This window comes from Flavobacterium sp. FlaQc-48, assembly GCF_044007335.1.
Taxonomy (GTDB): domain Bacteria; phylum Bacteroidota; class Bacteroidia; order Flavobacteriales; family Flavobacteriaceae; genus Flavobacterium.
The window spans coordinates 462,841-482,957 of record NZ_JBIPCR010000002.1 but is presented as its reverse complement, the minus strand read 5'-3'; the positions used below and the strand labels follow the sequence as shown (position 1 = coordinate 482,957).

Annotated in this window: 15 protein-coding genes; 10 read left to right on the top strand and 5 right to left on the bottom strand. The window is 33.3% G+C overall.

Annotated features, from left to right (window positions below):
- Nucleotides 1-157: 157 nt before the first annotated feature.
- The 7 genes from ACHRWY_RS05230 to ACHRWY_RS05200 all read left to right on the top strand — a co-directional run bounded on the left by ACHRWY_RS05230 (nt 158) and on the right by ACHRWY_RS05200 (nt 8,480).
- A complete protein-coding gene (locus ACHRWY_RS05230; RefSeq protein ID WP_395353170.1) occupies nt 158-715 on the top strand; it encodes a helix-turn-helix domain-containing protein in 558 nt (185 codons plus the stop codon).
- 2 nt (nt 716-717) lie between these two features.
- Complete coding sequence (locus ACHRWY_RS05225; protein WP_395353169.1) at nt 718-1,860, top strand: tyrosine-type recombinase/integrase; 1,143 nt, start codon at nt 718-720, stop codon at nt 1,858-1,860.
- 87 nt (nt 1,861-1,947) lie between these two features.
- Nucleotides 1,948-2,124, top strand: a complete 177-nt coding sequence (locus ACHRWY_RS05220; RefSeq protein WP_395353168.1) for a histone H1 — start codon at nt 1,948-1,950, stop codon at nt 2,122-2,124.
- A gap of 248 nt (nt 2,125-2,372) precedes the next feature.
- Nucleotides 2,373-3,950 (top strand): N-6 DNA methylase, encoded by a 1,578-nt coding sequence (locus ACHRWY_RS05215; protein WP_395353167.1) that lies wholly within the window; start codon nt 2,373-2,375, stop codon nt 3,948-3,950.
- The gene (locus tag ACHRWY_RS05210) at nt 3,950-5,773 is read left to right on the top strand and encodes a restriction endonuclease subunit S (protein WP_395353166.1); all 1,824 of its coding nucleotides are present in this window, start codon (nt 3,950-3,952) and stop codon (nt 5,771-5,773) included. Before ACHRWY_RS05215 ends, ACHRWY_RS05210 begins: the two co-directional genes overlap by 1 nt.
- Complete coding sequence (locus tag ACHRWY_RS05205) at nt 5,770-7,413, top strand: restriction system-associated AAA family ATPase (protein WP_395353165.1); 1,644 nt, start codon at nt 5,770-5,772, stop codon at nt 7,411-7,413. Before ACHRWY_RS05210 ends, ACHRWY_RS05205 begins: the two co-directional genes overlap by 4 nt.
- A gap of 77 nt (nt 7,414-7,490) precedes the next feature.
- Nucleotides 7,491-8,480, top strand: coding sequence for a hypothetical protein (locus tag ACHRWY_RS05200; protein WP_395353164.1), 990 nt, complete (start codon nt 7,491-7,493; stop codon nt 8,478-8,480).
- A gap of 145 nt (nt 8,481-8,625) precedes the next feature.
- Here the strand turns inward: ACHRWY_RS05200 and ACHRWY_RS05195 are convergent, their stop codons facing one another.
- Nucleotides 8,626-8,940 (bottom strand): hypothetical protein, encoded by a 315-nt coding sequence (locus ACHRWY_RS05195; RefSeq protein WP_395353163.1) that lies wholly within the window; start codon nt 8,938-8,940, stop codon nt 8,626-8,628.
- A gap of 612 nt (nt 8,941-9,552) precedes the next feature.
- On the opposite strand from ACHRWY_RS05195, the gene ACHRWY_RS05190 reads away from it, so the two are divergent.
- From ACHRWY_RS05190 to ACHRWY_RS05180, 3 genes are read left to right on the top strand one after another with little or no spacing between them, the layout of a single operon-like run.
- Complete coding sequence (locus ACHRWY_RS05190; RefSeq protein WP_395353162.1) at nt 9,553-12,576, top strand: SusC/RagA family TonB-linked outer membrane protein; 3,024 nt, start codon at nt 9,553-9,555, stop codon at nt 12,574-12,576.
- Nucleotides 12,577-12,587: 11 nt separating this feature from the next.
- Complete coding sequence (locus ACHRWY_RS05185) at nt 12,588-14,015, top strand: RagB/SusD family nutrient uptake outer membrane protein (protein WP_395353161.1); 1,428 nt, start codon at nt 12,588-12,590, stop codon at nt 14,013-14,015.
- Nucleotides 14,015-16,642, top strand: coding sequence for an alpha/beta hydrolase family protein (locus ACHRWY_RS05180; RefSeq protein ID WP_395353160.1), 2,628 nt, complete (start codon nt 14,015-14,017; stop codon nt 16,640-16,642). Before ACHRWY_RS05185 ends, ACHRWY_RS05180 begins: the two co-directional genes overlap by 1 nt.
- 58 nt (nt 16,643-16,700) lie before the next feature.
- Here ACHRWY_RS05180 and ACHRWY_RS05175 read toward each other — a convergent pair whose 3' ends face one another.
- From ACHRWY_RS05175 to ACHRWY_RS05160, 4 genes are all read right to left on the bottom strand, one after another.
- Nucleotides 16,701-16,988 (bottom strand): hypothetical protein, encoded by a 288-nt coding sequence (locus ACHRWY_RS05175; RefSeq protein WP_395353159.1) that lies wholly within the window; start codon nt 16,986-16,988, stop codon nt 16,701-16,703.
- Nucleotides 16,989-17,084: 96 nt separating this feature from the next.
- The gene (locus tag ACHRWY_RS05170; protein WP_395353158.1) at nt 17,085-18,602 is read right to left on the bottom strand and encodes a MauE/DoxX family redox-associated membrane protein; all 1,518 of its coding nucleotides are present in this window, start codon (nt 18,600-18,602) and stop codon (nt 17,085-17,087) included.
- Between the two features lie 76 nt (nt 18,603-18,678).
- Nucleotides 18,679-19,626 carry a helix-turn-helix domain-containing protein gene (locus tag ACHRWY_RS05165; protein WP_395353157.1) on the bottom strand — a complete coding sequence of 316 codons (948 nt, stop codon included), beginning with the start codon at nt 19,624-19,626 and terminating at the stop codon, nt 18,679-18,681.
- A 45-nt stretch (nt 19,627-19,671) separates the two neighbouring features.
- Entirely contained in the window at nt 19,672-20,055 is a 384-nt protein-coding gene (locus ACHRWY_RS05160) for a hypothetical protein (protein ID WP_395353156.1), read from the bottom strand.
- Nucleotides 20,056-20,117: the final 62 nt, after the last annotated feature.

The following is a 20,117-nucleotide window of genomic DNA, read 5'->3' as shown; positions in this document are numbered from 1 at the left end:
TCTTTCTGTTTATATAGTTTTATTTGTAGATAGTTTGTCCTTATTTGTACCATTATTGTACCACGAAAATAATTTTCCACGTTAGGATTATTTTTAGGCCAAATCATGACACAATGAGAGACACATAGAGACAATGGGACACTTACAGTCACATTTTATGAGTACGAATATCAAGATTAAACGAATTTGCGGGTTCTGTCAAAACGAATTCATCGCAAAAACAACAAAGACCCAGTATTGCTCTCTAAAATGCAGCAGCAGGGCCTACAAAGCGAGGACAAGGCAGTCCAAAATCGACCAGAGCAACAAAGAGACTGAGATTGCAAAAAATCCAGTCCTTGAAGCAGTAAGGATAAAAGATTTTCTCAGCGTTAAACAGGCAGGGATTTTATTTGGAATAAGCAGAAGCACTATTTACAGACTAGTAAGCAGAGGACAGCTGGACGTGGGAAAGTTTGGCAAACGAACAGTTATCAGAAGGTGTGATCTTGATTCCTTTTTTGCAATAACTATAGAGGATGTTCTTTTTAAACCAAAACAGCAATTTCCAGGCTTTGAGAATTGCTATACAATAACGGAGATTCAGCAGAAGTTCAATATTTCCTCTGGCGCGCTTTACAACTTGATTCAGCGTCGTGGCATTGTTAAATATGCGATTGGAAAATTTACCTATGTCGCCAAACAGGATATTGATACAATATTTAATGCGGAGTGAAGATGAAAAATATAAATGTTACACTTAGAAAAAGAACACTGCCAAGTGGAAAGATTACTCTATATCTTGATTTTTTCCCTGCTGTGTATAATCCTAAAACGCGTGAATTTTCCCGAAGGGAATATTTAGGTTTATATATGGTTGCAAAACCAAAAAGCAATATTGAGAAAGAAATGAACTTAGAGAATTTTTGCAAAGCAGAAATTATCTGCGCAAATAGGCTAAATGAACTTAATAAACAACAAATATATACCCCATTTGAACAAGAGCGCCTTCGCTTGATTGAGATCGGTAAAATGTCATTTCTGGAGTATCTAAAACAAACCGCAGAAAGTAAAATTGGAATTAACAGTGAAATATGGAGGTCTGCAATTACCCACTTTGAAATGTTTCTTAAGAATCAGGATATATTGATGCGGGACATTGATGTAACTGTTATTGAAGATTTTAGGGTATATATCTTAAAGGCAAAAAGTTTAAGAAAAAATAATAAGCCCCTCGCTCAAAACACTGCCCTATCCTATTTCAACAAGATTAAGGCCACTCTCAAAAAGGCTTATAAAAAAGGATTACTACAAACTGATGTTAACGCTGCGGTGGAAAGCATCAAGGAACAGGAATCACAAAGAAACTTCCTAACTATGGAAGAAGCCTCAAGATTGTTCAGGACACCTTGCAAAAAGGAAATTGTCAAGCGTGTAAGCTTTTTTTCGCTGTTAACTGGTATTCGTTATTCCGACATATCAAAACTTACTTGGGAAGAAGTCCAATACAGTAAACAAGAGGGATATTATATAAGATTCAAGCAACAAAAAACTGATAAGCCAATTACCCTACCGATTTCTCAGGAAGCAGTAGAATTTCTAGGTCCGGAAAGAATGAAGCATGGAAAGATCTTTCTTAATTTAAAAAAATGGGATTTTGACCGTTTGATACCTATCTGGATTAGAGATGCTTCAATTGAGAAACATATCACTTTTCACTGTTTTAGGCACACATATGCTACATTACAAATGGCAGCCGGTACCGATATATTTACGGTATCTAAGATGCTGGGACATAAAAGTATAAAGACCACACAGATATATACCAAAATCATAGATGAGAAAAAAAGGGAAACAACTAATAGGATAACTTTTAAATAGAAGTTTTAATAAAACTGATCTAGAAACCGCTTGCATATATAAGTTAAAATTTTATTTTTGCCAGCTCGAATTTAACAATATAAAAACATGAAAGATCTAGTAGCAAAAATTAATGCAGAAATAGAGATATTTAAAACTGAATCAGACTCACTCATTGAAAAAGGTGTCAAAGCATCTGGAGCAAGAGCTCGTAAATCAACTTTAGAAATTGAGAAGCTTTTAAAAGAGTTTAGAAAAATTTCAATTGAAGAATCTAAAAAATAAATCATTCTTACTTTTACTTATTAAAGCCTTTCAGAATCTGAAAGGCTTTTCATTTAGTACAAAATAAGAATACCAGTACATATTAACTGTTATATAAAAATGATTATTACATATATTTACACTTTAGTATAAGATAGCCTTGTTTCTATGGCAGTGATATATTTATATACAGAAATGGAGTACCAATAAAAATATACAATAATCTCAAAGTTTACTATTGCTGCAAAACTTTGAACAACAAAACAATAATGTTAACACCAATTTTAAAAAATAAAGTTGCAACATTGTGGGATAAATTTTGGAGCGGTGGAATTTCCAATCCTCTTAATGCTATCGAGCAAATAACCTATCTGCTTTTTATGAAGCAACTAGATGAGACTGATAAACAAAAAATCACTAATGCAGATTATTTAGGTGAAGCATTTAATTCTACATTTTCAGGAAAATATTTTCCTCCTGGAGTAGATGAAAAAGACGAAAAAAATGCTGTTGAAAAAGAAACACTAAGGTGGAGTCATTTTACAAAAATGCCTAGCGATGATATGTTATTGCATGTCCAAAGCAAGGTTTTTCCCTTCATCAAACAGTTAGATGATGCCAATTCGTTTTTTACAAAACACATGGCGAATGCTGCCTTTTTAATTCCTAGTGGAAGAATGTTAACCGAAGCTACAAAAACTATAGATGAAATTTACGCTGAACTTAAAAAAGAGAATCGATTTATCGATGCCCAAGGAGATTTTTACGAATATCTTTTAGATTCTCTACGCAAGTCTGGAAAAAATGGACAGTTTAGAACACCAACCCATATTATTGAATTAATTACCGAATTAGTTGAGCCTAAATTAGGTAACAAAATTGCTGATCCCGCCAGTGGAACTGCTGGTTTTCTTTTAGGATCATTTAAATATATTATTACACAATTCACAAGCCAAAACTACAAACAAGTCGACGATAACGGCTTCATTAGAGGTACTTTAGCAGACAAATTGGTGGATGAAAAAGCAAAAAAGATATTAAACGAAGAAAGTTTTTTCGGTTTCGATATTGACCCAACCATGATAAGAATAGGTTTAATGAACTTGATGATGCATGGAATAACGCAACCAAAAATTGACTATAAAGACACTTTAAGTAAAAATTATAATGAAGATAATTTTTACGATATAGTAATGGCAAATCCGCCATTTGCAGGAAGTATGGACAAAGAGGAACTTAACCCCAGTTTTACAGTTTCTTCTACTAAAAGTGAATTACTATTCTTAGAAAGAATTTACAAAATGCTTCGAATGGGTGGTACCGCTGGTGTAGTAATACCACAAGGGGTTTTATTTGGTAGTGGTAAAGCTTTTGTTGCTATAAGAAAATTACTTATTGATAAATGTGAATTAAAGGCTGTAATTGCAATGCCTTCCGGCGTTTTCAAACCCTACGCAGGGGTAAGTTCAGCTATATTATTGTTTACTAAGGGAGGTGAAACCAAAGACGTGTGGTTTTACGATATGAAGGGGGATGGCTGGAGTTTAGACGACAAAAGAAACCCAAAGAATCTCCCAAATGGTGATCGCGATTTTGAAGATTTGCATATAATAATCGAAAAATACAAGAATCGAAACTCAAAAAAAGAGACCGACCGTGCGCAGCAACATTTTTTTGTGCCAAAACAAGAAATTGTTGAAAACGACTATCATCTAAGTTTCAACGAATACAAGGAAGAAATTTACACGGAAATAAAATATGAAAAGCCAAAATATATTTTAGATAAATTATCTAAATTAGAAGAAAGTATAAAAACGGAAATTGATGAATTATTTAATATTTTATAATGAAGTTAGAAAAACTAAATAAAATATTTTCAATACAAAAAGGCGGACAAAATAAATTAACCGATAATGTTGGTATTAATTCAGTTAGGGTTATACAAATTGATGACCTTAGAAATGATACAAATATTAAATATAGTAATGACAGTAAGGGATTGTTAGCAACAGAAGAAGATATACTAATAGCTTGGGATGGTGCAAATGTCGGAACGGTGGGATATGGTAAAAAGGGCTATATAGGGAGTACTTTGGCTCGATTAAAAATAAAAGACGATAACAATTACGACTACAGATACTTAGGTTTATTTATAAAAAGCAAATCTAGTTATCTCAAAAAAAAATCAACAGGTGCAACAATACCGCATATTAATAAAAATTCCTTAGAGAATTTATTAATTCCTATTCCAGGAAAACTTGTCGAACAAATCCGCATTGCTGAAATACTAACAAAAATAGAGAACCTAATTGAGCAACGCAAAGAAAGTATTTCTTTATTAAATGATTTTTTAAAAAATACTTTCTATGATACTTTCGGTGATCCCCTTAAAAATGATAAGAAATGGAGTAAAGAACCTCTTACTAAATTTGGCACAGTAATAACAGGAAATACACCTCCAAGAAGTGATCTAAATAATTATTCTAATAATTATATTGAGTGGATCAAAACTGACAATATCTCTAATAAAAAAACTTTTATTAGCAAATCGAAAGAATATCTTTCAAAGGAAGGATTATCAAAATCTAGGTCTGTCGATAAGGGTGCGCTTCTCGTCGCGTGTATTGCAGGAAGCATTGAATCATTAGGAAGAGCTAGTCTAACGGATAGAAAAGTCTCTTTTAATCAACAGATAAATGCGATACAACCCAATGACGAAATAAATTCTTATTTTTTATATTGGTTGTTCAGAACTTCAAAAGTTTATATTGAAAATCACTCGACAAAAGGAATGAAAAAAATATTAACAAAAGGGCGGTTTGAAAAAATACTAATGATTAAACCTCCGATAGATATTCAGAATGAATTTGGCTTAATAGTTTTAAAAGCAGAAAATATAAAAGAAAAATTCGAAGAGAGTTTAAATGAGCTTGAAAATTTGTTCAGCTCATTGTCCCACCTTGCTTTTAAAGGTGATTTAAATTTAAACAAGTTAGACATTGGTACAAAAGCAATAGAAATTGAAGAGAAATTTAAAACTAAGAATAGTTTGGAATTAGAACTTATTTCCAAACCTATGGAGGAATTTATAAAGCAAACAAGAGAAATTCAAAAAAGAGTTAGTGTATCTACTGAAATATTACCTAAATCTTTATTAAAACAGATAGAAACTACTAATAAATCAATTTCCCCTTTTCAAAAATTACCTGTTATTCCTGAGGAATTAGCTCAAGCGATGAAAACTTTTGAAAATATAATTTCTATAACATCTAAACTGAATCAAGATGCAGAAAAACAATACGACGGTAAATTTAACTGGCAAGAAGTAAATTTCGAGATGGTTGCCAAATGGATTAAAGAGCAATATTCTGATTATCATTTTAATAGTGAGCTACTGGTAAACTTTCTCATAAATGAAAAAGTTATATTTCCAAATTATCACTCATCTGAAGAATTAAAAACTAATCCAAAATTAGTGGAATCAGATGATTTAAAATCATTTATATTTTCTGCTTTAAATAATGACAATCAATTTATAAAACTGGAGCAATTTTTTTACAATGGTGAGAAGGAAAATGTAGAACTTAAACTTCGCATAGAAGATTATCAAATAATTAATAGTAAGGGTAAAAAAATAACATCAGGTATCTATTTCAAAATTAAAGAATGAAAATAAAAAGTGTAAAAATTCTTGGAGATAACTTTAGAAGTCTAGCCGCTAATAAACTTTATGAATTCAATGTTTCGTTTAGAGAAGACAGATTATCTACAAAGGTATTTGCAGGACTGAATGGTAGCGGAAAATCAAATTTTCTAGAACTATTTTCGGAAATTTTTTATTTTCTAGAAATTTATCATTTAGATACCGTTAGTGATGAGGAAAAGAAAAGTAAAAATTTCGGATTTGAGATAGAATATTTCTTACCAGTCAAAAGTTCTGTCGTTAAAATTAATGAAGTTGAAGCATCATTTACATACGATCAGCAAATAAAAATCGTTAAATTACTTGGAGAAAAACCTGAATTTTCTATTATTACAATCGGTAATTCTACATTTGAGAGAGTTGATGAAAACACTCATCTACTACTTCCTAAAAAAATCATCGCATACACATCTGGTCAAAATGAATTATTAAGTAATCCGTATTATAAATTAAAGTATCATTATTTTAAAGTTTTTGAAAATATAAAGAAATTTGAAAAAGGAGAAGAGTTTGCCGAGAGTCACAGATTATTTTTTTTAGATTACAATGCTAATTTTTCAATTTTTATCTCTAACATGTTACTCGGTGATGAAAAAAAAATAGATCTTTTAAAAAAAATACTTCATATTGAGAAATTAAAATCCTTCAGAATAACAATAAATACTGATGACATATATAAAAAAGTGCTTCCGGTAAGTGAAACTATTACTGAAAATATCGAAAAATTAAAATTATGCTCTTCAACATGGATTGAAAAAAAAGTTGGCAAATTTAACCTGCTGATTTTTGATTTTTCTATTGATTCCTCCACGCGAGAAGCGTTTGCTTATTATTTTAAAAATTCATTTACACTGTTTAAAGTATTCTATGAATTAGAAATTTTTAATTTGTATTTAGTTGATCCAACTACAAGGAGACAAATGCTAAATCCTAATATGTCACTGAATATTTCTGATGAAATGCCAAAACCAAATCCTTCAAGATTAGTTTTTAGAATTGAAAAAATAGTTATTAGTAAAATTATTGATACAGAAATAGAAAAAGATATATATTACAAATCATTATCAGACGGAGAGCATCAATTTAATGAAGTAATTGGCACGGTAATGATGATGCAAGATGATGGCTGTTTATTTCTTATGGATGAGCCTGACACTCATTTCAATCCAAAATGGAGAGCAAAATTTATTAAAACATTAAATCTTGCAGCAGCTAATTCATATGACAGTTTCGGCAACATTATTAAAGTTAGAAATCAAGAATTAATTCTTACTACACATTCTCCATTTGTTATTTCAGATTCTTTTAGTCAGGATGTTTACAAATTTGAAAAAGAAAAAGGTTTAATTGAGTATACAAACCCTGATTTTCAAGTCTACGGTGCTTCGATATCAATTATTTTAGATGAAATTTTCGAAAAATCTGAAGGTATTTCAGAAATGGCGAGAAAAGAACTTAAAGATATGGTCGAAAACATCCACTCAATGGATGATTTAAGAAAAGTAGTCGAACGATTAAATAAAGATTTTGGTGACTCAGTTGAAAAATTTGATTTATTTAGTAAGCTTAGAAACATTAAAGTGGAACTTGAAAAAAAAGAAAAGTAATGCTGTATTTCTATAAATCCGTATCACCGCACCCTATTCAAAATCTTCATAATTATTTAGATTTCTTTTTTACAAAAATGTTTGATAACACTCAAACAACTTATTCACATGCTTACTTAATTCATCCAGATTTTCAAAATATTATTAACGCTTATAAAAATCAAATTGATGATAAGCTCATAGCCATTTTTAATGCATATAATAATTTGCCAACATTACAGGATAAGCAAGTTGTTAAAAATGCTTATTTAATAAACAATGATATAGAATCTATTGCGGATATTACAAAGGCCCCGATTAAATATAGTCAACTTCCGATAAGTATTTCTACTCAAATAAAAAGTTTTTATGACGAACTTTGGGGAGACAATAAAATTCTAGGCTATTCAATAGTCGTTAATTCATGTGGTACTGTAAAGCAACATTTTGAAAGTTTTCGAGAAATTAATGAATATCTAGTCTGTCCTTTTTGTGGTTTAGATTCACTTCTATGTGAGCATGATGATGGCAGAGATGACTATGATCATTACTTATTAAAATCAAAATACCCCTTTATTTCAATTAATTTTAACAATCTATTTCCGATGTGTCATAGATGTAATTCCAAAAATAAAAATCAAAAAGACTTACCGTATAATGACTTAACTACAATTCAAAGAAAATTCTATTATCCATATAGTAAAGAAATTAACCACACAATTAATCTTACTATTCTTTCTCCCGACATTGATTTAAAAGATTCTGCTAAATGGAAGTTAGAAGTAAATGCTGCAAATCCTTCTTATGAAGATTGTAAAGAAACTTGGAAAGATGTCTTCGAAATTGAAACTAGATATAAGGCAACAATTTCTAAGCATTCTAAATCATGGAAAGAACGAATATTTTTGAAACATTATAAAATTTGCAAAAAAAATCAACGAAATTATGCCGAATTTGAAGAAGATGTTTTGGATGATTTTAAAGACTATCTTAATATATCCAACGGAATTTTAATGAAAGCATATAATGAGTTTGTAATTAAAGATCCAAATTGTGAAGCGAACCTAAATAGCACTATGGTATTTTAAGAATATAAAGCTAAATTTTGAGAAAAGTTTTAAATTTACCCTTTGAAAAATATACTTCAATTGTACAATTTAAAAATTAGTTTATTTTAGATGTTTAATAACGTATGTATATATCATCATTTTAAAAATTGTATGTGTTCTTAAGCTATTTTTTATCTAAGTATTTGTCAATAATTGAAATTCCATATTCTAGTTCAAAATCAGAAAAAAAAGTTGACAGTGCGATCTTTTCTTTATTGCAAATACTATTAATTATTGCAAAAGGTATATTATATCCATCCGGCCTTTGTAATTTAGTTATTGTTGAAGTGGCTAAATTACAATCTTTTGCGTACTGCCTTTTAGTCACCTCTTCACCACCTTCATCAACTCTGTTTATGATCCAACGCTTTGAAATATAATTGCAGATATACTTATTAACAAGCATATTCCTTTGTACAGCTTCAATTTTGCTACTCATCCCCTGATAGTCTTTTAGTATTAAAACAAATTAAAGAAAAGAGCGTAAAAAAAGTGTTCGCGATCGCGAACAATAATTTTTTTTATATTATATTTGCATATGATCCTTTAAGGATCGTATTTTTGCGACTCTTCAAAAATATTGAAGCATTCGCTTAGAATCTCGCGTTAGAAAACTGGTAATTTTATAGAAACGAGATAATAAGTAAGATGCTCACGTCTATTGGCGTGGGCTCACTTATTGTTTCCAGGTATACCAGTACCTCTAACGCAGTAAGCTGAGTTCCGCGCTTTTTTTTTGGCCATAAATCAGGCACTACTCCGCTCCCATTCTCAGCAATGCTTATTTTTCTAAAGGCTCGTAATCAACAACAAATTTTGAATTAGTTAGTTGAGAAACACACTGCCCAAACCTGGCTGCAACATGGCAAAGCAGTGTGGCTTCTCAATCAATAATCTTTAATCTTCCCTGCCAATGAAATAAACCTGCTTTAAAATGAATTGAAACTTAAAATCTGCTTCAATTATAAAAAAATGGCCCTCTAACAGCGACTAAACTAGTATAGAGGACCATGGCCAATCAAATCATATTTAACTAACCAATCCCAAAATTATGAATAATTTTTCATTTTCCAAGGGTGGAAGAGATCTCTATTGCCTAATTTTTCTAGGTCTTCTTATCTCTTACTCACCAGTTTTTGCCAAAAATTACTCTCGGCAAAAGAATTTATTTCCCCAACAACACAAGGTTCAGGGCACTGTTACAGAAGGTACTAATCCCTTGCCTGGTGTAACTCTTGCTATTAAAAGCAAAAAAAACATAGCTGTGATTACTGATTTCAACGGTGAGTACGCGCTCTCCTGCTCTCCGTACGACACTCTGGTTGTATCTTATATGGGGTTCAAAACGGCAATGGTTCCCATTCAGGGTCGTTCAGTTGTAAAAATTATGCTATCCTACGATATCACAACACTTCAGGAAGTACGAATCAATGCCGGATATTACTCGGTGAAAGAAAGCGAGCGTACCGGCAGTATTGCCAGCATTACCTCAAAAGACATTGAAAAACAGCCGGTAACAAATATTCTGGCCACCATGCAAGGACGCATGGCAGGAGTTTCGATCACACAGACAACAGGCGTTCCTGGTGGAGGATTTGACATAAAAATCAGGGGACAGAACAGTTTCAGATCAGGCGCTAACAATCCGCTCTATATTATAGACGGTGTTCCCTATACTGCAGATGCTATTGGTTCAGGCACTCCCTCGGCAGTACTTCCCGGCCAGCCGAGCCCCTTAAACAGCATCAATCCTGACCAGATAGAAAGCATTGAAGTGCTTAAAGATGCGGATGCAACTGCCATTTACGGTTCACGAGGTGCAAACGGAGTAGTTTTGGTAACCACAAAAAAAGGGAGACAGGGCAAAACAAGTTTCAATGCAAAAATTAGCACTGGTGCGGCCACAGTAACAAGATTCATGAACCTGATGAATACACATCAGTATATTCAAATGCGAAAACAGGCGTACGCCAATGATGGAATAACAACAATTCCCGCCACTGCATATGATATTAACGGCACTTGGGATCAGAGTAGGTATACCAATTGGCAGAAAGAACTTTTGGGAGGAACTGCTGAAATATCAAATCTGCAGGCTTCTCTAAGTGGTGGCTCAGAGCATACTCAGTTTTTGTTGAGCGGAAATTTTAATAATCAAGGCAGCGTTTATATTGGTAATTTTCGATATAAAAAAGGCGGTTTTCGTTTAAATGTCAATCATGAATCTGAGGATAAGAAATTCAAAGCCAATGCCACCATAGGCTATACCCTGCAAGACAATAACCAACCTCAGGTAGACCTGATGAGAGAAACCTACACCATTGCTCCAAATGCACCTTTACTGTTCAATCCAGACGGTTCGCTAAACTGGGAAAACAGTACTTTTAACAATCCGCTTCGAAATCTAACAGGAAAATATAAAGCACTCACCAATGATTTAATTGCCAGTAGTCTCTTGTCTTATTCGGTGACTAAGAATCTGCAGCTCCAAGCTAATATAGGATATACCAGTTTAATCAATAATGAGAATACTACTAATCCATCGACAAGATTTAACCCTGCCTTTGGATACGGTCCTGAAAATTCTACCCTTACAACAGGTCGCATGGAACGATATTCATGGATCATAGAGCCTCAGTTGAACTGGACGCACTCTTTTGGACGAAACACTATAAGTACTGTTGCAGGAGCTACCTTCCAGTCCCAAAAATCCAATCAGCTTGTGCAATATGGGTCAGGTTTTGCCAACAATGGCCTGATTTCAAATATGGCTTCCGCCTCTTCTATAACCACATTGCTAAGCAGTGAAACAGTTTATAAATATCAGGCTTTTTTTGCAAGATTTAATTATAGTTATAATGACAAATATATTATAAACCTGACTGGCAGAAGGGATGGTTCTAGTCGTTTTGGACCAGGAAGTCAGTTTGCCAATTTTGGAGCTGTAGGAGCTGCATGGCTTTTGTCTAAAGAAAATATTTTTAAGAATAATACTCCACTAAGTTTCTGTAAAATACGGGCAAGCTATGGTATAACAGGTAGCGACCAGATAGGAGATTACCAATTTTTAGATACTTACACAGTTGCAGGCATCAAATACTCAAACATAAGCGGTCTTTCACCTAGCCGCCTTTTTAATCCGGAATTTGGCTGGGAAACTAATAAAAAATTTGAAACTGCTCTGGAAATAGGACTTTTTTCAGACCGACTGTTTTTAACTGGAGCCTACTACGACAATAGATCCGCAGACCAGCTTGCCGGTATTCCACTTCCAGGAACAACAGGTTTTACTTCAGTACAGGCAAATCTAGATGCATTAGTACAAAACAATGGTTTTGAATTTACCATTAGAACTCTTAATCTACAGCATAAAAACTTGAACTGGACTACCAATTTTAATTTAACATTCAGTCGTACCAGACTTTTAGAATTTCCAAATCTGCAAGGCTCTACTTATGCAAATACATTGGTTATTGGACAGCCTTTAAATATAAAAAAAGTATATCATTATACTGGGATAGATCAGCAAACAGGAGTATATACATTTGAAGATGTAAACCGTGACGGTCTTCTTACTGCCGTGGAGGACAAAAAAACAATATCTGATCTTACACCTCATTATTTTGGAGGTCTCCAGAATACCATAAAATATAAGAACTGGCAATTGGATTTTCTATTTCAGTTTGCAAAACAGAAAAATTATAACGGTTCATCCTATTTTGGTCTTCCCGGAACCGAGGGCAATTTGCCTGTATCAGCTCTAAACAGTTGGCGGGAGCCAGGAGACCAGTCAGTATTCCAAGTTTATACTTCGGGAACAAACAGTACAGCATCTGCTGCATACTACAGGTATTTTGAGAGCGATGGAGCAATAAGTGATGCCTCTTACATACGATTGAAGAACATTTCTCTTTCCTATGACATTCCGTTAAAAGATTTTAAATGCAGGATATTCTTCGAGGGTCAAAACCTTCTGACATTCACTCACTACGATGGCGCTGATCCTGAATTCACATCATTGGGATACCTGCCTCCTTTAAAAGTTTTTTCGGCCGGACTTCAATTTAATTTTTAAATAAAAAAATTATGAAAAAATATAATTCCACTTCAGATTTTTACTTTTCTTTTTTCTCTGCATGGAAAAAAATAAAGTTATCATTTGTATTAATGCTCTTCGCCCTTGCAATTTTGTCGTGTGATAATTTTGTAGAAGTTGACCTTCCTAATTCTCAGCTAACTGCATCGACTGTTTTTGAAGAAAAAACAACTGCAAATGCAGCCATGACTCAGGTTTATTCCAAAATGAGGGATGCAGGACTCTTTACGGGTTACAGCACAGGTATTTCTAATTTACTTGGAAACTATACTGACGAACTCAAATTTTATGGTAACACACAAGAGGGACCCGCTAATTTTTATAATAATGTAATATTGCCTTCAAATACAAGTATTAAGTCATTATGGAACAATAGCTATAACCAGATTTATGGCGCAAATGCCGTTTTAGAAGGTGTTACTGCTTCGGTTGCACTTTCAGAATTTGACCGAAATCAATTAAAAGGGGAAGCGCTCTTTACAAGGGCATTTATACATTTTTATTTGGCTGGTCTTTTTGGAAACATACCATATGTAACAACGACCAACTATCAACTGAATAAATCGATTTCTAAAGAACCTTCAAAGGAGATTTATCATCATTGTATTGAAGATTTAAAACTTGCGATTCAGTATCTATCTGCCTCATATGTAACTCCTGACCGTACAAGGCCAAATAAATACGCGGCAAAAGCTTTGCTTTCAAAAATACTACTCTACACAGAGCAGTGGGCTGAAGCCTCAAATGAAGCATCAGCGGTATTGAACAATACCGCACTTTATCCATTTGAAGGCAATTTGTCTAAAATCTTTTTAAAAGGAAGCACTTCAACTATCTGGCAGTTTTCATCAAATACACCTGCAGGAAATACATTAGAAGCTCAGACTTTTATTTTTACGGCCGGCCCCCCTCCATTATCCGCCTTAAGCGAGACATTAATGGGTTCATTCCAACCCATGGACCAGAGAAAAACAGCATGGACCACTGCGGTATCCAATGGAATCATAACATGGTATTACCCTTCCAAATACAAAAACAAAGGGAATGGATCTTCTACAGAATTCTCTATTCTCCTGCGATTAAGCGAATTGTATTTGATACGAGCTGAGGCACGGACACATAATGGAGATCTGACAGGCGGTAAGGAAGACCTCAATAAGATAAGAAATACAGCCGGACTAACCAATACCACTGCAATTAGCAAGCAGGAAATTCTTCAGGCAATACTAAAAGAACGTCAATTGGAATTCTTCACCGAATTTGGACATCGATTTTTCGATCTTAAGCGTTTTGATGCTATTGACAGTGTGCTCTTAGGTAGCAAACCACAATGGGATTCATTCAAGGCAATACTTCCGATCCCGGAATCTGAATTAATTTTAAATACAAACTTAAATCCGCAAAATACCGGTTATTAATGAAAGCATTACTAAACATCAGCAGATCATTTTGGATTAGTACTAATTTGCTTTTGACAATCTGCCCTTTAATGGGGCAGATTAAAAAAGCGGGTTCTGTACCCCAAGAAGATTATAAAAAATGGAGTACTCTTAGAATTACCGATTTATCCAATAATACTAAATGGACAGCATATTCATTATCCTATGAAACTGGAGAAGACACAACTTTTTTAAAAAACACTGAAGGGAAAATAAAAACTGCTATACCAAACATCAAAAATGGACTCTTTTTAAAAAACAACTCATTTGCCTGCCTTATGACCAATAATCGGTTTTTATTTTATGATTTAGAAATTAATCGCAAAGTATACGTTGACAGTATTACTGATTTCCAAACTGGTAGCAATCATATTATCTTAAGAAAAAAAAATGCCGACAGTAGCACCTCTGTGCTAATCTATGATCTTAATGGAACTTTATTAAAAGAGATTGAAGATATAGATTTTTACAGTTTAAGTCCTAATGGAAATAAATTAGCCTGTTCTCAACATTCTGATCGATCCTATCTTAAAATTTTAGATCTCGGCAAAAAAATTACATTAACAAAATTATCCGTTAGCGCACAGATTCATTATAAAATAATCAAATGGCATAATAAAGGCAAGGGTGTCCTGTTTGTTGGATGTCCTGCAAAATTCAAGAATACAAATTTTTCCGAACTAATTTTATACAAAACTGCTGAAAAAAAAATATATCATTACAATATTGGATCGGATAAAAACTTTGGAAAAAAAAATTTCATCGAAGGACGCTATCTGAACAATCTTTGTGTATCTGAGGATTTATCAAGTGTTTTTTTTATTGTAAAGGAAATTCGGGATCCTGAACCTGAGAAAGATATTGATGCTATCCAGGTTTGGAATGCTGAGGATAAAGATTTATTTCCTCGCAGAAAAGCACACGGTTATAATAATGAAGATTTTCATCTGATTCAATGGACTCCTGAAACAGGCAGAACAAAACGAATTGGAAATAAGGAAAATCCAAGAGTCATTTTAAACGGAAATCAAAAGTTTGCTCTGGTCTACGATCCCGAAAAAAACAAACCTTCATTTAAGCAAAAACCTGACTTGGATTTTTCTATATTAGATATTCAGTCGGGAGAAATTTCTCCTTTTTTACATGGACAGCCAAATACAGGCTTAACTAAGACAATGTCTTTTTCGCCAAATGGCCAGTTCATAGTTTACTTCAAGGATGGAAATTGGTGGCTTTATTCATTTGAAACAAAAAGTAACATCAACTTAACCAAAAGTATTCAGTCCTCATTTGCAATTACAAAAACACAGTACGGTATATCTACTTTTCCATATGGTTTCGCAGGCTGGACGCAAAATGACAAGAGTTTATTACTTTACGATGAGTTTGATCTTTGGGAATTCAGCACTTCTAGTTTTGAAGTCAAGAGAATTACACATGGACGAGAAGAAAATAAAATTTATCGTCTTGCTAATTATAGATCCGAAGATTTTTCCATCCTAGATTTTAAGGCTCATACTTTAGTTCCTGGCCACAATTTTATTTTAAGCGTTAAAGCCAATGATAATTCGAAATCGGGTATTTCATTTATAGATAAAATCAGAAAATTACAATCTGTTTTTTACGATTCTGCATATGTTTCTGGCGTAAAAAAAAGTGGCAACGAAAACAATTTTATCTATTTGCAGGAAAAATTTAATATTCCTCCTAAATTAATTTTAAAAACTCAAAATAAAAACCCCTATATAATATTTGAAAGTAATCCACATCATAAGAATTATACTTGGGGTCATTCTCAACTGATTACTTATAAAAATTCAAAAGGAATACTTCTTAATGGAACGCTTTTCTTTCCTGCCGGATTTGATACAGAAAAGACCTATCCAATGATCGTAAATATTTATGAAAAGCAAACCTTTAGGTTACATAAATATATGAATCCAACACTTCTAAATGGATCTTCGTTCAACATATCAAATTATACAAACAATGGCTATTTTGTGCTACTTCCTGATATTTCATATGAATTAGGAAATCCGGGATATTCAGCACTCGACTGCGTTACTTCAGCTGTCGAAAAGGTACTTAGGGAATTCCCTGTTAATCAAAAAAAAATAGGTTTAATCGGACATTCATTTGGAGGTTATGAAACCAACTTTATAATTACACAAAGCAAATTATTCAGCGCAGCAATTTCAGGCGCTGGCTTAAGTGATCTTAACAGTGGTTATTTGTCATTTAATCAGAATGATTACCTACCTGAAACTTGGCGTTATGAAAGTTTTCAAATGAGAATGGGCTCCACTTTGTTTGAAAATTATGAAGGTTTTCAAACAAACAGTCCGATAAGTAGCGCCGCAAATGTATTCACTCCCCTATTGTCTTATACTGGTGATAAGGATACCTCCGTTGACCCAGCACAAAGCAAAGAGCTGCATTTGGCGTTGCGAAGACTTAAAAGAAAACATATTTTACTAATATATCCCAATGAAGATCACGTTTTTACCAATAAGAAAAATCAGATTGACTTAACATCTAAAAGTTCTGAATGGTTTGAATACTATCTAAAAGACGGACCTAAGTTAAAATGGATGGAAGCGCAATAATAGAACAATGCTGTTCTCTAAGGAGAACAGCATTGTAATAACAACTAAATTGTTTAATCTAGTTAGAAACTTTATACATTCGAAGATCACAATTGTTGTTTGGATTTTCTTCATCAACCTTTCCGTAAAGTTGAGTGGTTCCTAATGAACAAATTTCGTCTGCCTGCTCAGTTTGGCATGTCACTGATTCTTGCTGACATGGATTTTGTTGATTAATGAATCTGTAAACCGGACGTTCATCTACCGTATTGGCACTACCCATTGATGCAGTAAAAAAAGCTCCCGCCCCTCCTAAGATTACAACTGCTAATGGAGCTGTAAATCTTTTTAAATTATTTGATTTCATAATATTAATATTTATATGGTTATGATCTACTCTTTTACAGGTTTTCGATCTAATCCCTGATATCGGCCGATATACCTTTAATAATTTTATTTTCCTTTAACGGTTTTGCGTTATATGCGATCTTAATTTGTAACATACCAGTTTCTGATCAATAAGAGCATATAGATGGTCTCCATATACATACATACCTCTCATTTTTTTTCGTCCTATATTATAGATAGGAAAACTTGAACGATAACTTTGATCTGAAAGATCATAAACATCTATTATGGAGGCGGTTTTCCATAAATATTCAGACTCATACTGACCCGGCAAAGAAGAATTGACAAACAGTAGATTTCCGTATGAAGCAATAAGTCTATTAACCCTTAATGGAGGTTTGGAGAAAGTTATCTTACCAGTTTTAGGGTTCTTAACTAAGTCAACATGAGCCGTGCTTACCGTATCTATAGTATTTCCTTTTATGCTTAATTTTAATTGATTCGAAATTAGCATATACTCATTTCGATAGTAATAAACATAAATAATCTTCTTTATTTCATGATTATAAATTAGTGCCCCATCAGTATCGAAAATGCCATCAAATTGTTTTTCAAGAAGGTCAGTACTAATTTTGGATTTTAAAGTATCTTTCAAATCTACTAGACCAACAGCATTTTCATTTGTTAGAGGATTAATATATCGAACTGCCAGTAAAGTTGAATCAACAGAAACCGCATTTGAAAAATAGTAACCACTTTTTAATTTTAAATTAGCACGCCAATCAACAGTACTACCACTAAAGATATAAGGAACTGTTCCTTCATAAACAAAAAAATGACCGTTACTCACTCTTACTACTGGAACAGAGAAAGGCATTTTTATTCGTTCTAGAGTAATGTTCTGTTGAGTTATTTGTTTTGATAAGGTGTCTAATACTATAACTTTAAGCGGTGCAGTCGAATTTCCTAGATATATCTTATCTTCATCACTTCCTGCAAAATAATAGGAATTAAATTTTAAATCAATCTGATAAATCTCTTGAGCGGTGTGCTGAGGAAAACGACGAATAAAATTGTTTTTATAATGAATTATATTGTCAGTAAAACGAAACATTAAAATCATTACCAAGCCACCAAAAAATACAGCTGCCAATATTAGAGTGATTTTAAATGTGATAATCTGCATGTAGCGATTATTTGTTTTACTTCCATATGGATGTAATATAAATGCAATTAAAGCTAATACTGTAAAAAAAATATTAAAAGCCAGATGTTGCTTCCATGTCATTTTTTCCAGAATTCCACCGCAGCTACAAGGAATATATGAACTATAGTTCAGCATAATATAGATATACAGAGAGAAAAGAAACATCAGCAAAAATGAGAGCAGTAATCCCCAGAATTTTAAGCCTCGAAAGATTAAAAGAATTGCAATACCAAATTCTAAAAGAGGGATAAAAATTACCATCCATCCGGCAAAAGAACTCAATATTGGTGACTGCCCCATTTGTATTTTAAAATTCTCAAAATCCAACAGCTTGCTGACTGCTGCATATACAAAGAGTAATATATACAGAAGGCAGATAACTTCTACAATAAAAGTCTTAAACCCCGGTTTCATAATCAGTCTCATAATTGGTCTATTTGAATTCAACAATGTAAAATTCTAAATTCCAAACCAATAAGACTTATACTTTCGGGAGCAAAAGTTAATTAAGAAGGATTAAGGTCATCCAGAGGAAAAAACCATCAATTTTGCCCCTGCCGAGTTCTTTAGGAGAGAATCCAAACTGTTTCTTGAATGATTTAGAAAAATTAGGATAGCTGTTAAAACCATTCATAAAGGAAATATTCTTAAGGGGAATATCAGTCTGCTCTATCATAAGATAAGCCCTTTTAAGTCGCTCTTCTGTATAAAACTTGTGGATGCTTGTACGGAAAAAATGCCGAAAGCCATCTTTGAGCTTAAAATCATTTGTACCAAATTGCCTTGCCAGGTCCTTAATTGACGGCAGTGGTTCGGAGAGATTTGCCAATATATAATCGTAAACACGCTGCATCAGACGCGCATCAGTTCTTCGAAAATTATGCTGCCTGTTTACTTTCACTTCAATTGATTCCAAGGCAGTTTCATTCACCTGGAGAAAAGGCGTCACAAAACTAAGAACGGTAAGGACACCATCGGATAATCGGGATACGGAACAATCTGCTGTTACAATGAGCTTTTTAAATGTTACAAAATTAAGTGTCATGATTTGGTCCGATAAAAGCATTCCTTTTAGCTGTTTTTTCTCAAGGTCTGACATACTGCTGAGATCAAGGTTTAAAAAATCCTGTATCGGCCGTCTAAGCATATCTGATGAATCATAACCCAAAATTTCCAATGCATGCTGATTCACGTTTTTAATGCAATGGTTCTCATCGAGAATAAAAGTGGCCGAAGTAACCATCCTGTGAGTAATATGAGGATTGACAAAGCTAGAATGAAAAACGGATTCCTTAAGCTCTTCTGCCAGCATATTTACCAAAACGACCAAAGTTTCAATTTCGTCATCATAAGGACTAAGGGGAATCTGGTTATTGAAATTACCACGTGCCATCTCCATTAACATCTTGTGCATCGATACCATTTGCTTACAGGTGTGGGGTCTTTTCATCTTTGCAAATTTTATGTATTTAATACTCCGTGATTCCAGCTGTTGCTAGATAAAGCCTTTTAAATAATCAAGTGCTTCTTTTTCAATTTCAAAGATTTGAGTAGGGACAGACGGTTTACTGATTTCTACATAAAAGATACTCATTGTCCTTGAGATCTTTTCATTAACCAGCAGCGCCACAGCTGTTGCAAGCAGGGATCCCGATTTGGCCAGGTAATCCCTTCCGGCTTTGTCGGTGGAAATAACTCCCGTTATATCGCAAAAAACAGGAAAATATCTCTCGTTCTGTAGTGCAACTCTATCTGCCACCACTCGCATGGCTACTTCTAAATCAATTGTCGTATTGGGCTTGTATTGGAAAAAAAGAATTTTATTCTCAATCCAAAACCGCGCGTTTTGATTCTCATAAGATTCATGTGCTGCAATCATGTCTTATCAGTGTTAAATTAAGGTTATCTGCTTTAACAAAAATACAAAGATTAAGAAGCAAT

What these genes read in the sequence shown, in the direction of transcription:
- ACHRWY_RS05170 (WP_395353158.1), bottom strand. Translation starts at nt 18,602, where the DNA reads ATGAGACTGATTATGAAACCGGGGTTTAAGACTTTTATTGTAGAAGTT.
- ACHRWY_RS05180 (WP_395353160.1), top strand. Translation starts at nt 14,015, where the DNA reads ATGAAAGCATTACTAAACATCAGCAGATCATTTTGGATTAGTACTAAT.
- ACHRWY_RS05220 (WP_395353168.1), top strand. Translation starts at nt 1,948, where the DNA reads ATGAAAGATCTAGTAGCAAAAATTAATGCAGAAATAGAGATATTTAAA.
- ACHRWY_RS05195 (WP_395353163.1), bottom strand. Translation starts at nt 8,940, where the DNA reads ATGAGTAGCAAAATTGAAGCTGTACAAAGGAATATGCTTGTTAATAAG.
- ACHRWY_RS05225 (WP_395353169.1), top strand. Translation starts at nt 718, where the DNA reads ATGAAAAATATAAATGTTACACTTAGAAAAAGAACACTGCCAAGTGGA.
- ACHRWY_RS05210 (WP_395353166.1), top strand. Translation starts at nt 3,950, where the DNA reads ATGAAGTTAGAAAAACTAAATAAAATATTTTCAATACAAAAAGGCGGA.
- ACHRWY_RS05190 (WP_395353162.1), top strand. Translation starts at nt 9,553, where the DNA reads ATGAATAATTTTTCATTTTCCAAGGGTGGAAGAGATCTCTATTGCCTA.
- ACHRWY_RS05160 (WP_395353156.1), bottom strand. Translation starts at nt 20,055, where the DNA reads ATGATTGCAGCACATGAATCTTATGAGAATCAAAACGCGCGGTTTTGG.
- ACHRWY_RS05185 (WP_395353161.1), top strand. Translation starts at nt 12,588, where the DNA reads ATGAAAAAATATAATTCCACTTCAGATTTTTACTTTTCTTTTTTCTCT.
- ACHRWY_RS05205 (WP_395353165.1), top strand. Translation starts at nt 5,770, where the DNA reads ATGAAAATAAAAAGTGTAAAAATTCTTGGAGATAACTTTAGAAGTCTA.
- ACHRWY_RS05200 (WP_395353164.1), top strand. Translation starts at nt 7,491, where the DNA reads ATGTTTGATAACACTCAAACAACTTATTCACATGCTTACTTAATTCAT.
- ACHRWY_RS05215 (WP_395353167.1), top strand. Translation starts at nt 2,373, where the DNA reads ATGTTAACACCAATTTTAAAAAATAAAGTTGCAACATTGTGGGATAAA.
- ACHRWY_RS05230 (WP_395353170.1), top strand. Translation starts at nt 158, where the DNA reads ATGAGTACGAATATCAAGATTAAACGAATTTGCGGGTTCTGTCAAAAC.
- ACHRWY_RS05175 (WP_395353159.1), bottom strand. Translation starts at nt 16,988, where the DNA reads ATGAAATCAAATAATTTAAAAAGATTTACAGCTCCATTAGCAGTTGTA.
- ACHRWY_RS05165 (WP_395353157.1), bottom strand. Translation starts at nt 19,626, where the DNA reads ATGAAAAGACCCCACACCTGTAAGCAAATGGTATCGATGCACAAGATG.